The 15064-nt window shown below is 34.5% G+C and carries 12 protein-coding genes; 4 read left to right on the top strand and 8 right to left on the bottom strand.

All coding sequences use genetic code 11. From position 1 onward, the window contains the following. Window positions 1-288 precede the first annotated feature (288 nt). On the bottom strand, window positions 289-666 hold the full coding sequence (locus AC3E9W_RS15405; protein ID WP_488769032.1) for a heavy-metal-associated domain-containing protein: 378 nt from the start codon (window positions 664-666) through the stop codon (window positions 289-291). A 102-nt stretch (window positions 667-768) separates the two neighbouring features. On the opposite strand from AC3E9W_RS15405, the gene AC3E9W_RS15400 reads away from it, so the two are divergent. Beyond that, the gene (locus AC3E9W_RS15400) at window positions 769-1635 is read left to right on the top strand and encodes a DMT family transporter (protein ID WP_488769031.1); all 867 of its coding nucleotides are present in this window, start codon (window positions 769-771) and stop codon (window positions 1633-1635) included. Window positions 1636-1759: 124 nt separating this feature from the next. On the opposite strand, the gene AC3E9W_RS15395 is transcribed toward AC3E9W_RS15400, so the two are convergent. Together AC3E9W_RS15395 and AC3E9W_RS15390 are read right to left on the bottom strand one after the other, a co-directional pair. Continuing rightward, window positions 1760-3808, bottom strand: coding sequence for a M16 family metallopeptidase (locus AC3E9W_RS15395; RefSeq protein WP_488769030.1), 2049 nt, complete (start codon window positions 3806-3808; stop codon window positions 1760-1762). A 12-nt stretch (window positions 3809-3820) separates the two neighbouring features. Then, the gene (locus tag AC3E9W_RS15390; RefSeq protein WP_488769029.1) at window positions 3821-5143 is read right to left on the bottom strand and encodes a M16 family metallopeptidase; all 1323 of its coding nucleotides are present in this window, start codon (window positions 5141-5143) and stop codon (window positions 3821-3823) included. Between the two features lie 272 nt (window positions 5144-5415). Here AC3E9W_RS15390 and rplU point away from each other — a divergent pair, with 272 nt between their 5' ends. Then, entirely contained in the window at window positions 5416-5853 is a 438-nt protein-coding gene (gene rplU / locus AC3E9W_RS15385) for a 50S ribosomal protein L21 (protein WP_488769028.1), read from the top strand. A gap of 24 nt (window positions 5854-5877) precedes the next feature. Beyond that, a complete protein-coding gene (gene rpmA, locus AC3E9W_RS15380) occupies window positions 5878-6138 on the top strand; it encodes a 50S ribosomal protein L27 (protein ID WP_012023622.1) in 261 nt (86 codons plus the stop codon). Window positions 6139-6402: 264 nt separating this feature from the next. Here the strand turns inward: rpmA and AC3E9W_RS15375 are convergent, their stop codons facing one another. Next, a complete protein-coding gene (locus AC3E9W_RS15375; RefSeq protein WP_488769027.1) occupies window positions 6403-9159 on the bottom strand; it encodes an AsmA family protein in 2757 nt (918 codons plus the stop codon). A gap of 50 nt (window positions 9160-9209) precedes the next feature. Continuing rightward, window positions 9210-9791: a MiaE family protein gene (locus tag AC3E9W_RS15370; RefSeq protein ID WP_132990767.1), complete on the bottom strand. Its 582-nt coding sequence runs from the start codon at window positions 9789-9791 to the stop codon at window positions 9210-9212. Between the two features lie 113 nt (window positions 9792-9904). Between AC3E9W_RS15370 and AC3E9W_RS15365 the strand changes: the two genes are divergently transcribed. Then, entirely contained in the window at window positions 9905-11149 is a 1245-nt protein-coding gene (locus AC3E9W_RS15365; protein ID WP_488769034.1) for a glycosyltransferase, read from the top strand. On the opposite strand, the gene AC3E9W_RS15360 is transcribed toward AC3E9W_RS15365, so the two are convergent. The 3 genes from AC3E9W_RS15360 to AC3E9W_RS15350 all read right to left on the bottom strand — a co-directional run bounded on the left by AC3E9W_RS15360 (window position 11146) and on the right by AC3E9W_RS15350 (window position 15005). Beyond that, complete coding sequence (locus AC3E9W_RS15360; protein ID WP_488769026.1) at window positions 11146-12024, bottom strand: helix-turn-helix domain-containing protein; 879 nt, start codon at window positions 12022-12024, stop codon at window positions 11146-11148. The two genes, AC3E9W_RS15365 and AC3E9W_RS15360, sit on opposite strands and share 4 nt — an antisense overlap. A gap of 89 nt (window positions 12025-12113) precedes the next feature. Continuing rightward, a complete protein-coding gene (locus AC3E9W_RS15355; RefSeq protein ID WP_125722183.1) occupies window positions 12114-12644 on the bottom strand; it encodes a carboxymuconolactone decarboxylase family protein in 531 nt (176 codons plus the stop codon). A gap of 513 nt (window positions 12645-13157) precedes the next feature. Continuing rightward, on the bottom strand, window positions 13158-15005 hold the full coding sequence (locus tag AC3E9W_RS15350; protein WP_488769025.1) for a hydrolase/aminopeptidase: 1848 nt from the start codon (window positions 15003-15005) through the stop codon (window positions 13158-13160). Between the last annotated feature and the right edge of the window lie 59 nt (window positions 15006-15064).

Raw genomic sequence — 15064 nt, 5'->3', positions numbered from 1 at the left:
GCATCGGCAATCTTACACCAAATCAAGTGCATAAATATAATTTAAAGACAGAAAAATTATGGAAGAATTATTACGTAAAAAATCCTATCATTGTAAACCTATAATAGGACTAAAACTCAACTGTAAATCTATTTTAGGATTAAGTATAAATATGTAAACTTTTTTCAGGACGAGACACCCACGCTGGCGCGAGCGTCCCGCTCGTGCACCCAAGCAGTTTCTCAACAAATATATACTAAAAAAGGTGTTCAAATTTGAACACCTTTTTTAGTAATTGAATTTTTGAATTTAAGACTTAAAATTCGAAACCTTATAAGTCTTTCCATCTCCAGTTTCTTGAACCACTTTTGTTAAAGATTCTGGATTTTGAATTGTTTTATCAAAACTTACAGTTGCTGTTTTTTTATCAAAATCAACAGTTGCTTTGTCAACTCCGTCCAAATTTGCTAATTCTTCTTCGATTGTTTTAGCGCATCCTACCGCACAAGTCATTCCATCAATTGTGAAACTTGCAGTTTGTAAATTTTCTGCTGCAATTGGTTTATGTTCTTTTGGAGCAGTTTTTTCTGCATTTACAACTTGAAGACTTTTATCTTCTTCTTTTTTACAGCCAACAAATACTAAACCAGCGATTGTTGCAGCGATTAAGATTTTTGAAATTTTCATTATATATAAATTTTAAATTGCGAATTAGGTTGTTTGCAAAATTAATAAAAAGAGAATGCTCAGTTCGTAAAATAATTACAAATTTGCAGTAAATAACAATTTATGGACACAAAACAGTTAAAGTGGATTTACTTAGCGATTCTTTCTCTTATCTGGGGAAGTTCTTTTATTTTAATAAAAAAGGGGTTAATCGGACTGACTGCTATTCAAGTTGGTTCGTTCCGAATTATTTTTGCCGCGCTGTTTTTGTTGATTTTTGGTTTTAATAGTTTGAAAAAAATCTCTCGCCGCCAGTGGAAGTATGTTGCTATAACTTCTCTCTTCGGAACTTTTATGCCAGCTTACCTTTTTGCGATTGCAGAAACTCAGGTAAGTAGTTCAATTGTGGCGATTTTAAACTCGTTAACGCCTTTAAATACTTTAGTTTTGGGAATTATAGCTTTTGGAATTCAGTTTCAAAGGCGACAAGTTTTAGGCGTTTTTGTTGGGCTTGTAGGCTGTCTGCTTTTGGTTTTAAGCGGAGATTCTTCAAGCGGAACGCAAAATTATCTTTATGTTGTATTGGTTGTAATTGCGACGCTTAGTTATGCAATCAACGTAAATCTGATTAAGAAATATCTTCACGACTTAAATTCGGTTAGCATTACAACAGGAAATTTTGCCGTTTTATTTTTGCCAGCTTTAATTATTCTGAGCACAACCGATATCGGCCAGAAAATACATTTTGCAGAAACACAGCATTCTATACTTTTTGTAATGATCTTAGGGGTTTTAGGAACAGGAATAGCTAATATTCTTTTCTTTAAACTGATTCAGATATCGTCGCCAGTTTTCGCAACATCAGTAACTTATCTGATTCCAATTGTAGCATTCTTCTGGGGATTGTTAGATAATGAATTTTTGACTCCGATTCAGTCAGTTGGTGCTTTTGTTATTTTAATCGGAGTTTATTTATCGGCGAAGAAGTAAGACTTGGGCTTCGACTCCGCTCAGCCTGACAAAACTTAGCGAAAAAAAAAGCTTTGTCAAAGTTTTAAAATTTGACAAAGCTGATAAAAATCTTAGAGGCTTAGCGACTTAGTGGTTTTGTATCTTATAGGAAATCTTTCTCAGAAACTCCTTCGTTTATTTTGATGTCAGACATTTTGATGTCCAATTCGAAACCAACATTCTGAACTAAATTAAAAGGAACTTTTACGCCTTTTACTTCTTTATAGTCGTTGAAATTTGTGATTTGTTCTACCGATTTTCCGCCTTGTTCGCGAACTTTAGATTCAGCCGTTTTTAAGCCCGATTTCACATCATAATAATATTTTGTTTTACCGTCTTTAATTACATAAGCGTCATTTCCGTTGATTGGTTCAATTCCTTCAACTTTTAGGTCGGTTCTTTTTACAAGCTGTAATTCTTCAAAAGGCGCGGCATTTGCTTTCATTTCGGCCAAATCTTCACCTTCAAGATTTTTACGCTGTCCTTGCTGTTCAACGTAGGCGCCTTTTTCATTAACCACTTGTTTCATTAAATTCATAGTTCCCATTGAAAGCGAAACCATCATTTTTCCTTTTGAATCTAATTTAGAAGTAAAAGTCAGTGGAGTAGGAGCTTGCGGAACAGTTGTCGAACCATTCATGTACAATGTTTTTACTGCAGTAACTGCTTTTTCACCACCGATAGCATTAATGTAGTTTTCAAAAACTGTTTTTGCTGAAATATCTTTTGGAGCCTCTTTTTTAGCTGCCGGTTTTTCAACTGGATTTCCGTATTTGTCAAAATAATTGATCGGAATTTGTAATTTTTCTAAACCAGAAATCACATCAGACCCTTTACCAATAATTACAATACGCATGTTGTCTAATAAGAAATATTTGTTGGCAACGCGGTAAATGTCGTCTGCTGTAACATTATTAATAGTCTGAATGTATTTTTCGTAGAAATCAGCAGGAAGTTTTTCTGTTTCGATGTTTAAGGCGTAACGCGCAACAGCTTGCGGTTTTTCAACCTGCATTACAAATCTTCCGATATAGCCCGCTTTTACGTTTCTTAAAACTTCTGGATCAACTCTTTCTGTTCTAATTCTTTTGATTTCTTTTACAAATTGAACAACGGCACTGTCTGTTACGGTATTTCTAACTGCCGATGAAGCTTTGAATTTAGTAACATATTTTCCGCTTCCGATGCTTGAATTCGCGCCATACGTCCAAGCGTGCTGTTCGCGTAAATTCATGTTTAAATAACTGTTGAAATCGCCTCCCAAAATTTGATTTGCAATAACTGCAGGGAAAAAATCTGGATCGCTCATTCTTAAATTTACAGTATTTACCAATGAAATTTCAGATTGAACTGCGTTTGGAACATCAACAAAATCGATCTGTAAATTAGAAACATTTACTGGACTTGGATAAGTGTTTTTTGGAGCGGCCTGTTTTTTCCATCCGCCGAATAATTTCTCAACAGCCGTTTTTATTTCTTTAAATTTAATATCGCCAATAACAACCAGATAAGCATTTTCTGGAACGAAATAAGTATTGTAATTGTTTTGAACGTCTGCTAGAGTAACATTTTTTACAGTTTCTTCAGAAAGATATTCGCCATTCGGATGGTTTTTTCCAAAAGCTAAAACATCTACCACTCGGTTAGAAATTGCTGGAACGCTTTTTTCGTCCGCTTTAAGACCTTCTAAAAGTTTTGCTTTTTCTTTATCAAATTCTGTTTGAGTAAAATTTGGCTGTAAAGCACCTTCTGCCAAAAGTTCTAAAACGCGTCCTGAATATTTAGATAATGAACTCGCGTAAGCACCTTGAGAAGTAAAATTGATATTAGCTCCATAGAAATCAATTTCTTCATTAAAAGCTTCTTTTGTTGTTTTTTTAGTTCCGTTTCCGATTAAGCTGCTAGTCAATTCGTCAACTCCTTTTTTATTGCCTTCAGTAAATGGCGCATTGTCTAGTGTAAGCGTAAAGCTAACTCTAGGCAATTTATGGTTTTCAACAACTAAAACCTTCATTCCGTTTGCTAAAACAAAAGTCTGCGGTTTTTTGATATTGACTACTGGGGCATTTCCTGGTTTGGGTTGTGGACGATCTTGTGCTTGCATAATTCCAGTTAGGAAAAAAAGGATTAAAAAAGGATATATTTTTTTCATGATTCGATATTCTTAGTTTTGAGATTTAGGAGTAGGAATATAATCTAAAATCAATCGCTGATTTGGATTTAAATATTTCTTGGCAACTTCTCTAATTTCTTCTCTTGTTATAGAATGGTAGATGTCGATTTCGGTATTAATCAAATTAATATCGCCGTACAATAAATAATACGATGCAAGATTTTCTGCAATTCCTTCTACGCTCGAGTTGGCATTTACATAATTGTTATCGAATTTGTTTTGTAATTTCTGGTAATCTTTTTCAGAAATAAGATCGGTTTGTATTTTTACAATTTCCTCATCCATTTCTTTTAAAATATCAGCAGTAGTGTTTGGAGCCATTGGAAGTCCGTAAAGAATGTACATTCCGTAATCTTCTTGACTAAATCCTACCGCGCCAATTTGTAACGCCATTTTTTTGTCGTCAACTATTTTTTTGTAAAGTTTAGAGCTTTTTCCGTCACTTAAATAAGACGAAATCAAATCTAAAACCCTTGCGTCTCTAGTTTTCATCGAAGGTGTTCTGTACGAAGCTACAATCATCGGAATCTGAATGTTCGGATCTTCGTAAGTCGCTTTAATCGTCTGAGTGATCGGATCTTCTGTATAAGTCTGTTTTTTAACTTCTTCACCTCTTGGAATTGGTCCAAAATATTTCTGAATCCATTCTTTTGTTTTTGTTTTTTCAAAATCTCCCGCAACTACCAAAACAGCGTTGTTTGGAGTATAGAATTTTTTATTGAAAGCTTGAAATTCTTCTAACGTTGCAGCATCCAAATCTTTCATAGAACCAATCGTAGTCCATCTGTAAGGATGATTTTTGAACATGTTCTTTTTAACCTCTGGAAGAATATTTCCGTAAGGCTGATTGTCGTAACGCATTCTTTTTTCTTCTTTTACGACTTCGTTCTGAGTGTCAACTCCAATTTTATTAATAATAGGATGCATCAATCTTTCAGATTCCATCCATAAACCAAGTTCTAAACTGTTAGAAGGAAAAACTTCATAATAATAAGTACGGTCGTCAGATGTGTTGGCGTTGTTTACTCCGCCATTTGCGGTAACGATTTTCATCCATTCACCGCGTTTTATATTTTGAGTTCCTTCAAATAATAAATGTTCAAAGAAGTGTGCAAATCCAGTTCGGTCTGGACGTTCATCTTTTGACCCAACATGATACATTACCGAAGTAATCACAACTGGAGCAGAAGGATCATTGTGTAAAATGACATGCAATCCATTGTCTAAATCGTATTCTTCAAAAGCTACTTTTTGGGCATGAGCCACTCCGCCAAGCATTAATGCAGCACTTAACATCATTATTGATTTTTTCATAAAGATTAATAATTTTAAAATATCAACAAGAGTAGGTCGACAAGAGTTGATTTTGGTTACATCAAAAATAGTTTTTTTAATTATGAATTGCAGATTTGTTTTCAAATAAATGAAATTTTAACAATCTTTTACTTTAAAATAGTTTTGTTTATCGTGCGAAACTGCTTGAAAAACAAGGTTTTTTTGACTGAAAATATTTTTGCTTTTATAGATTGCACAGTAAATTATTAATTGTATATTTGCAACCTTAAAAATCAATAAATCAATTTGGTATGTATGCAATCGTAGAGATAGCAGGGCAACAATTTAAAGTAAGCAAAGACTTAAAGGTTTATGTTCACCGTTTAGCTAACGAAGAAGGTTCAAAAATTTCTTTTGACAAAGTTCTTTTATTAGACGATAACGGAAATGTAACTTTAGGCGCCCCAGCTATAGAAGGTGCTTCAGTAGAAGCTAAAGTGTTACAACACTTAAAAGGTGATAAAGTTATCGTTTTCAAAAAGAAAAGAAGAAAAGGATACAAAAAAAGAAATGGTCACAGACAATATCTTACACAGATTGTAATTGAAGGTATTACTGCAGCAGGAGGAACTAAAAAAGCAGCAGCTAAAAAAGCGGTTGTAGCAGAAGAAGCAGCTACTGAAGAAGTAGAAGCTCCAAAAGCAAAAAAAGCAGCTCCAAAAGCTAAAAAAGAAGCTACTAAAGAATAATAACAATATTTAAACTCATACGTCATGGCTCACAAGAAAGGTGTCGGTAGTTCGAAGAATGGTAGAGAATCAGAATCAAAACGTCTAGGCGTTAAGATTTATGGTGGACAAGCTGCTATTGCTGGGAACATCATCGTTAGACAAAGAGGTTCAAAACACAATCCAGGTGAAAATGTTTACATCAGTAAAGATCACACACTACACGCAAGAGTAGCTGGAGTTGTTAAGTTCCAAAAGAAAAGAGATAACAAATCTTATGTATCTATTATCCCATTCGAGGCATAATAATCCATAGATTACTTTTTATAAAAAACCCGTTCAGAAATGATCGGGTTTTTTGTTTTTTGGTCATTGCGAGGAACGAAGCAATCTCACGTGTTAAATTTAATTAGTGATTATTGTTAGTGTGGTTGCTTCGTTCCTCGCAATGACAAAGAGTGTGAATATAATGGTCTAAAAAAAACCTTTGTCAAAGTTTTAAACTTTAACAAAGGTTGATGTGGTATTATTATTTGGATTTTGGAATTTGGAATTTGGAATTTTTCAATTCTATTCCTCAGTATCTTTTGTTTCTTCCAAATCTTCCGTTTTTCTTCCCACTTTAACTTTAGGATTATCCTGCGTTCCTGTAACAGTTAACGGAATTCCGAAAATACCGAAAGGAGGCAATCCTAAGCGCATTTTTAGGTTCAGTCTGCCGTCTAGACTTGATGTTCCTTCAATTCTTGGCCTGAAGCCCGCAAACTTAAATTTAAAGCGCTCTACCGTTACGATATTATTTTTAACGGTGGTTTTAATGTCTACTTTCGAAAGATCCGGATTTTTCATCGACTCCGAATTGGTCTGTTTGCTTACTGCATTAAACATTTTTAAACCGCGAACTTTTACATCTTTTACAGAAAGTGTTCCACCGCCTGAAAGTGAAGGATAAACAGGATCCATGTTTTTGTTTAAACGGCCTTTTAACTGATAGTCTAAAGAAACAATTCCTTGTGCTTTTTCTGCAGCGCTTGCCATTTTTCTGAAAACTTCAATCTCGTTATATGCTTTTTTGATATCAAAATCGGTGGCTTTTATCGCATAATCAAAGTTGGCTTTTTGCGGCGTTACGGCTTGATAGTTGGCGTTCATAGAAACTTGGCATCCAATTAAATTGAAACCAGTATTCTGCATCGTCAATTTACCATTTTTCATTGTTAAATGCCCAGTTGCATTTTGAAGGTTTAATTTATCAAAATTTACTTTTTGAGCATTTGCAATTAATTGTAAATTTAGATTGCTTGGAATAATAATTACTCCAGTTTGTGCATTTTCAGATTGTTTTGTTTCTGTAGCAGAAGTCTGTTTTACAGATGCATTTGGATCGACTTGTGACATGAATTCATCAACATTGATATATCGCGAAGTCACTTTAAAAGAACCTTTTAAAATACCTGTATTGGTGCTTACATAATTAAAAACATTTTGTAAATAACCATTCATTTTAAAATCGGACTGGCCGTAAGCTGCTAAGAAGTTATTGAACGACATCTTATCCTGATTGATTTTAAAAATCCCTTCTTTGATAATAAATTTCTTCGGAAGATATTCAGACGCAATTCCGATGTTTCTTAGTTCAAGCGTTCCTTTGTTGTTTAATTTGCTGTAATTTCCTTTTTCAGCATCGCTTTGTTTGCCTTTCAAAGATAAATCGGCTTTTACAAATCCATCCAAATCAAGACCTTTTTGAGAGAAGACTTTGTAAATTCTGCTCACATCCAATTCGCCTTTGGCTTTTATATCATAATTCAAATCGTCAAAATTGCTTAAATCGGCTTGAACAAATACCGGTTTTCCTTCAAAAGTAAATTGCGTCGGATGTAAGTTTACTTTCAAATCTTCGAAAGTTCCTTTTTGGTTTTCGATTTTCGATTTAATCGTAATGTTTGTAATTGGATTTGGGTAATAAGGTGTTTTTAAATAGCCATTATCCAAATTAATGGTTCCGTTTGTAACAGGGAAACGTTTGCTCTTTTGATCAAATACTCCGTTTGCTTTTACATCACCAACTAGATTTCCTTTCAATTCAATATCAGGAATTCCGAGCGCTTTAGTTAGTTTTTCAAGATCGATTTTGGCTTTAAAATCGGCATTAATATCGGGCGTATTTATTCCTTTAACCAAGAACTTAGATTTTAAATAATCCTGATTAATGTTTAAAGATAGATTTTTAGCATCAACAATAACTAAATCTGGATTTAAAGACGGAACCGTTGTTTTGATGTCTAAATTTAAGTTTGAAACAGGAAATGCGCTTTTGCTATAATTGACAAACCCATCATTTATTTTAACATCCAAATCCAAATCTGGAGCAATATTTTCTGAGGTAATATATTTTCCTTTTAAAGTCAGCAGAAGGCTGGTATTTCCCTGCAATTCTGTTTTAGAAAGCCAAGTAATATACTTTGGAGGAAAAGCGGTGAATACATCGTAGAGTTTGCTATTATCAGATTTAATAACAAAATCCATGTTATAGCCGTCCTTTAAAATGTCAAATTTTCCTTTGAAATCTACTAAAAGCTGATTGATTTTTAGGTTGTTTTGCTGGAAAAAGAAAGAAAGCGAGTTGATGTTGACTTTTGTAATCAAATCGGCGTCAATCTTTTTATTCATTAAATACGGTTCATCTTCGTAAACAATATTTAATTTTTCGATTTTTGCTTTCGAATACAAATCAAAAACAGCTTTGTTTAAATCTCCTTTTCCTAAATAATTAAATCCGTACGCGTCAAAATGAACTTTTGTAGATTTGTCATCGTAAATAATTTTACTGTTCAAAATCTCAATTCGTTCCAGTTTTAGAGCAGTGTCAGAACTATCTTTAGCTTTAGAAGCTTGTTCCTGAGATTTATAGATATTATAATTGGCTTCGCCATTCGGATTCACTTTTACGTTTATAAAAGAATCCGATAAATAAATCTGATCAATTTTTACCGATTTGCTAAAAATAAGACTTGCAACATTTATCCCAAAAGAAACCTCTTTTGCAGTAATGAATTTTTCGTTTGTGTACGGAGCCGATCCATTGAGACTTAAGTCGTCTAAAGTTAAAGTCAGAGAAGGAAAATGGCGGAAGAATGAAACCGAAACATCAGAATAGTTCAATTCTGCGCTCAACCTTTCATTGGCTGTTTTCTTTATTTGGTCTTTAATCTGATCCTCAAAAACGATAGGCGTTAAAAATAATAATCCTAAAATAACCGCGAAAGTTATTCCGAAATACTTCGTAATTTTAAAAACGATTGATCTGGATTTACTCTTCTGCATAGCGAATTGTGGTATTTAAATGTAAAATAAAGTCAAAAAAAGAGCTCAAATTATCCATGAACAGTTTCATTTTTACCATAATTGGTAATAATAGAACCTTCATATTCGATCCATTCCTTCCAGCGTTTGTCGATGTCAATGTTGTCTTGGTATTTTCTGGCAAATCCTAAAAAAGTGGTATAATGACCAGCTTCAGAAATCATTAAATCACGATAGAATTTGGCTAATTCTTCATCTTTAATATTTTCAGAAAGCACTTTAAAACGCTCACAGCTTCGAGCTTCGATCATGGCAGAAAACAATAATCTATCGCAAAGCGCGTCTCTGCGGCTTCCGTCTTTTTTCATGAATTTAAAAAGTTCATTTACATAATGATCTTTTCTTTCGCGTCCTAGAGTAAGTCCGCGCTGTTTGATTATGTTGTGAACCATCTGAAAATGCTCCAGTTCTTCTCTGGCAATTTCCAGCATTTCAGTTACTAATTCTTCTATTTCAGAATTATACGTCACGATGCTAATGGCGTTTGAAGCTGCTTTTTGTTCGCACCATGCGTGATCAGTTAAAATTTCCTCGATATTTGACTCGACGATATTTACCCAGCGAGGGTCTGTAGCTAATTTTAATCCCAACATAATTTCTAAGAATTTAGTTTTGCAAAATTAGTGTTTTTTTACAACCGAAAGTCAGGAAAAATGGTGCAAAAACGTTCAAAAATGTATTATTTTGTAAAATGAAACCAATTAAAATGGAACAGTCCAAAAAACTTTTAATTATTGGCTTTGTCTGGCCAGAGCCAAAGTCTTCTGCAGCAGGCGGTAGAATGATGCAATTGATTTCGATTTTCGCAGCAAACGGATTCGAAATTACTTTTGCCAGCGCCGCGCAGGACAGTGATTTTATGGTGGATTTGTCTGAATTTGGAGTTTCGAAAAAAAATATCGAACTCAATTCTTCTTCTTTTGATGATTTTGTTTCAGAATTGAATCCAGATGTTGTCTTGTTTGATCGTTTCATGATTGAAGAACAATTTGGATGGCGTGTGATTGAAAAATGCCCAAGAGCAATCCGAATTTTAGATACCGAAGATTTGCATTGTTTAAGAACCGCAAGGCAAAAAGCTTTCAAAGAAAATAGAACTTTTGAATTGGTTGATTTGCTTTCTGAAGAAGTGGCAAAACGAGAAATCGCTAGTATTTTAAGATGTGATTTGTCTCTGATTATTTCTGATTTTGAAATGAATATTTTAAAAGATGTTTTCAAAATTAACGAAGACTTACTTTTCTATCTTCCGTTTTTGACTGATGAAATGAAGGAAGAAAACCTTCTGCAGCTACCTTCTTTTGAAAATCGTAAGAATTTTGTTTTCATTGGAAATTTTCTTCATGAACCGAATTGGAATACGGTTCAATATTTAAAAGAAGCGATTTGGCCTTTCATAAAAAAAGATTTTCCTGAAGCCATTTTGGAAGTTTACGGAGCTTATCCTTCGCAAAAAGTACTGCAATTGCATCAGCCTAAAAATGGTTTTTATATCATGGGAAGGGCAGAAAATGCCAATGAAATTGTGAAAAAATCTAGAATTGTTTTGGCGCCAATTCGTTTTGGAGCAGGTTTAAAAGGCAAATTGTTAGAAGCCATGCAATGCGGAACGCCAAGTGTCACAACTTCTATTGGTTCTGAAGCCATGCATGCCGATTTGCCTTGGAATGGTTTTATTGAAGACAATCCAGCGGAATTTGCTAAAAAAGCAATTCAGCTTTATCAAGATGAAAATCTTTGGAAACAATCTCAAAAAAACGGAATCGAAATCATTAATAAATGTTATCAAAAAAGCGCTTATTCAGAGCAATTGGTTTCATTAGTAAGTTCACTTTCGATAGATTCAGAAAACCATCGTCTTCATAACTTTATGGGCAATTTGTTGCAGCATCATGCCTACAAAAGCACCATGTACATGTCGAAATGGATAGAAGCTAAGAATAAAAATTAAGTGTCCATTTTTCCAAAGCCTACTGTTTCACGATAGATTTGCGGAGAAACATCGGCATTGGTTTTAAAGAAACGGCTAAAATAATGTTCATCGTCGTAACCCAATTCGTAGGCAATCTCTTTTACAGTTTTATTGGTCAGATACAATTCTCTTTTGGCTTCAATAATAATTCTTTCCGAAATCAAATCGGTAAGCGTTTTGTTGAAATAATTCTTGGCCAATTTCGCCAACGCTTTTGGAGAAATATTCAATAGATCGGCATAATTTCCAGCAGAATGTTTGGTTTTGAAATTCAGTTCGATCGCGTCCTTTAGATTTTGAAGTATAAAAGGCTCTTTCGTATCCGGAATCGATTCCATTTCTTCCAATTGCTCTGTTTTTAATCTTGAAGCTGTAATTAAAAAAATCTTTAAATACGAAATAAGCAATTCATATTGCGCCAATTCTGCGTTTTGAATCTCTGCTTTCATTTGGTCGATAACCATATTAAAAGTCAGTGCAGTTTGTTCTGTAACTTTTACGTATGGAGGCTGATAAATATTGTTGAATAAAACGCCGTTGCACGAAACTTCTTTTTGATGCATATGAATACAGTAAAAATCAGGATGAAAATGAATTGCAATTCCCTCAATTGGTTCATTCACGCAAAGCATAAACGGCTGATAAGGAGAAAAGGCGAGAAGTGAGTTTTCTTCAAAATGATGTTCTGCAAAATCGGCTTTTACTTTGCCTTTTCCTTTCGTAACCCAAATTAGAGAGTAATAATTATTTCGCTGTAAATAATCAAAATGGCTGTTGTCGTCAAAAGAAAGAATCTTGAAAGCCAAATTCCCATTTTGCGGATTTATTAAAGTAGAAACATTCTGTGAACTCATAATCTATTCATTTTTGGAAATATAAAGATAGCTATGAAATAAACTCATAGCTATCTTTATACATTGTTTTTTGTTATTGAAAGATTGGTTTATACTGTTGGAAAATCAATTTCAGTATTTGCAAGATTGTTGAAGTAGTTGGTCAAAACATTCAAAGCTGTATGTGCTACAGTTTCGGCAATTTCAGCATCAGATACGCCTGCATTTTTCGCTTTGTTTACATCTTCGTCATTTACCAAACCGTTTTTGCTGATTAAGGTTTTAGCCAATTGCAAAATCGCCTCTGTTTTAGCATCTGTAGAATTTCCTGTTCTTGCAGCGTGTAAAACTGCTGGATCAGCTTTTACCAATTTTTCACCGATAAAAGTGTGAGCTGCTAAACAGTAATCGCAAGAGTTGCTTTCTGAAACTGCCAAAGCAATTAATTCACCTGTTTTAGCGCTTAATTTTCCGTGGCTCAAAGCGCCGCTTAAACCTAAATAGCCTTCCAAAACTGCTGGAGAATTCCCCATTGTTCTCATCATGTTCGGAACAACGCCTAATTTTGCTTGTACAGCGTTGAATAAATCTTTAGTTTTTCCTGTTACTTCTTCTGGGTTTAATGCTGTTAATCGTGTCATTTTATTTAAATTTTAATTGTTATAATTTGTTGTTGTCTTTTGACATTACAAAGGTGCGACGATTACAGATTTTAGAACATGGAGGATTTACGCTATGTGATGGACAATTTTCCCTCGCTTTATTTTCAGGAGCTAATCCAGCTTTCCGTTTCATCCCGATAGCTATCGGGACACTCAAAAGCCTGATTTTTCTAAACCATAAAACGAGCTTCCGTTGGTCGCTGTTTTCTGGCAAGAAAAATCAGGCTTTCGAGCTCCGGGCTTTCCACTTCAATCTGGGCTAGGGGATTGGTTTTCATAAGAACTTATTTCGTTTGTTTTGTCATCTTTAGTCAAGTTTTTTTCGTCTAGTTTGTCATCCCGAGGAACGAGGGATCTTCGCAAGTAGCTCTACAAAGATTGTCGATTCTGGTTGTGGAGTTTCTCGCGGAGATCCCTCGTTCCTCGGGATGACAAATATTAGGCATAAAAAAAGAGGCGAAAAGCCTCTTTTAAAATTATATTTAAGAAAAATTATTTCAAAATACCTTCAACAGCCTGAATAGTCGTAGCATGATAACCCGATTTTGCTTTTTCAAAAACCTGTTTCGCCCAAACTTTTCCTTCAGGGGTTTTTACCATTTCTTTGTAAAGCATCATCACAGAACCCGTTCTGCTGATTCCGATTAAGAATTGTTCGATTGCAGGATAAGCAGGTTTGTATTGGTGAATTAATGCCTGAACGAACCATTGGCGTTTGATAATGAAATTGCCGCCTTGTGTAAAGTTGAATTCTTTGTCAATCGCTTCCATTTCTGTTGCTGTAATATCAGCTGGCAAATGGTCTATAAAGTGTTGTTTTTCTGCAGTAGTTGTGATTTTTTTGCTTAATCCAGCAACGCCAGTTTCTCTCCAGCTTTTTTGAATAGCATCAATAGCATCAAAATCGGCAGAACTAACAGGAAGTATGTTTGACGGAATTCCCGGTTTGTAAATCCAGTCTTCCAATTTGATTTTATCTGCTAAAGTTTTGTCGCCTTTGATCAAATTTTCATTCAAATATTTTACAAAATCTTCAGTTGTGATCGACTTGAATGCATGAGAATCAAAATAATTCTTAATAAACGGATCAAATTTCTCGCGTCCAACGGCATTTTCAATAACTCTTAAAAAAGCATAACCTTTCACATAAGGAATCTGGCTGATTCCATCATCAGGATTTCTATTCGTAAGGCTTACTTTTAATCTTGTATCTGGATTGGTTTCGCCATATTCTGCAACATTATCTGTTAATTCTTTATTTGTGATAACGTTTTGCATTTCAAATTCTTTCTTGCCGAAAATTGCTTCTCCAATTCGATGTTCAACGTAAGTGGTAAAACCTTCGTTTAGCCAAATATCATCCCAAGTAGCATTGGTAACTAAGTTTCCGCTCCAGCTATGACCTAATTCGTGTGCTAATAAGCTTGTTAGCGAACGATCTCCAGCAATTACGCCTGGAGTTAAGAAAGTCAAGTTTGGATTTTCCATTCCGCCATAAGGGAAACTTGGCGGTAAAACCAAAACATCATAACGTCCCCATCTGTATGGGCCGTATAATTTTTCAGCAGCATCAACCATTTTTCCAAGTTCAGCAAATTCGTAAGCTGATTTTTTTAGCATTGAAGGTTCTGCATAAACTCCAGTTCTTTTGTCAATTGCTTGAAATTCGATATCTCCAACCGCAATTGCCATTAAATAAGATGGGATTGCTTTGTCTTGTTTGAAAGTATAAACTCCAGTATCGTTTTTCTTCTGCGGATTTACAGCGCTCATCACAGCCAATAAATCTTTAGGAACTGTAACTTTTGCATTATAAGTAAAACGAATTCCTGGTGAATCCTGACACGGAATCCAAGTTCTTGACCAAACGCTTTCTCCTTGAGAGAATAAAAAAGGTTTCTTTTTGTCTGCAGTTTGTTCAGGTTTTAGCCATTGTAAAGCTACAGCATCTTTAGTCGTATTGTAGTAAATGTTTACTTTGGTTGTATTGGGTTCAATCGTGATATGAAGGGGTTTTCCGTGAAATTCGGTGGCTGCACCAAGTTCAAATTTCGTTTCTTTTTCTTCGTCTCCTAAAGTTACTTTAGTGATTTCTAAAGTGTTTTCGTCAAAGATAATTTCGTTTCCTTTGCTTTTGTTGTCAATCGTCCAAGATGCTTTTCCTGAAATCGTCTGTGTGTCAAAATCCACTTTTATGTCCAAATCAAGATGTTTTACAACAGCTAAATCAGGTTTTGAATAGCTGTGTTCATCTACAACGGCTGTGGTTTTTTCTGTGTTTTCTTTTTTCTGGCAGGCAATTGCTGTCAGAAATAAAGTGACAAGAATTAGTTTCTTCATTTTATGAGGTTTTGAATTTGAGGATGAAAATTAAACAAAAAATCCCGTCCCGAAAAACT

It is taken from the genome of Flavobacterium sp. 38, assembly GCF_057799715.1.
Note: the sequence above shows the minus strand (reverse complement) of the source record. Positions and strands in the feature narration are given on the sequence as shown.

Bases quoted from the DNA above. Each gene is read 5' to 3' on its own strand.
- AC3E9W_RS15405 (WP_488769032.1), bottom strand. From the start codon at position 666: ATGAAAATTTCAAAAATCTTAATCGCTGCAACAATCGCTGGTTTAGTA.
- AC3E9W_RS15400 (WP_488769031.1), top strand. From the start codon at position 769: ATGGACACAAAACAGTTAAAGTGGATTTACTTAGCGATTCTTTCTCTT.
- AC3E9W_RS15395 (WP_488769030.1), bottom strand. From the start codon at position 3,808: ATGAAAAAAATATATCCTTTTTTAATCCTTTTTTTCCTAACTGGAATT.
- AC3E9W_RS15390 (WP_488769029.1), bottom strand. From the start codon at position 5,143: ATGAAAAAATCAATAATGATGTTAAGTGCTGCATTAATGCTTGGCGGA.
- rplU (WP_488769028.1), top strand. From the start codon at position 5,416: ATGTATGCAATCGTAGAGATAGCAGGGCAACAATTTAAAGTAAGCAAA.
- rpmA (WP_012023622.1), top strand. From the start codon at position 5,878: ATGGCTCACAAGAAAGGTGTCGGTAGTTCGAAGAATGGTAGAGAATCA.
- AC3E9W_RS15375 (WP_488769027.1), bottom strand. From the start codon at position 9,159: ATGCAGAAGAGTAAATCCAGATCAATCGTTTTTAAAATTACGAAGTAT.
- AC3E9W_RS15370 (WP_132990767.1), bottom strand. From the start codon at position 9,791: ATGTTGGGATTAAAATTAGCTACAGACCCTCGCTGGGTAAATATCGTC.
- AC3E9W_RS15365 (WP_488769034.1), top strand. From the start codon at position 9,905: ATGGAACAGTCCAAAAAACTTTTAATTATTGGCTTTGTCTGGCCAGAG.
- AC3E9W_RS15360 (WP_488769026.1), bottom strand. From the start codon at position 12,024: ATGAGTTCACAGAATGTTTCTACTTTAATAAATCCGCAAAATGGGAAT.
- AC3E9W_RS15355 (WP_125722183.1), bottom strand. From the start codon at position 12,644: ATGACACGATTAACAGCATTAAACCCAGAAGAAGTAACAGGAAAAACT.
- AC3E9W_RS15350 (WP_488769025.1), bottom strand. From the start codon at position 15,005: ATGAAGAAACTAATTCTTGTCACTTTATTTCTGACAGCAATTGCCTGC.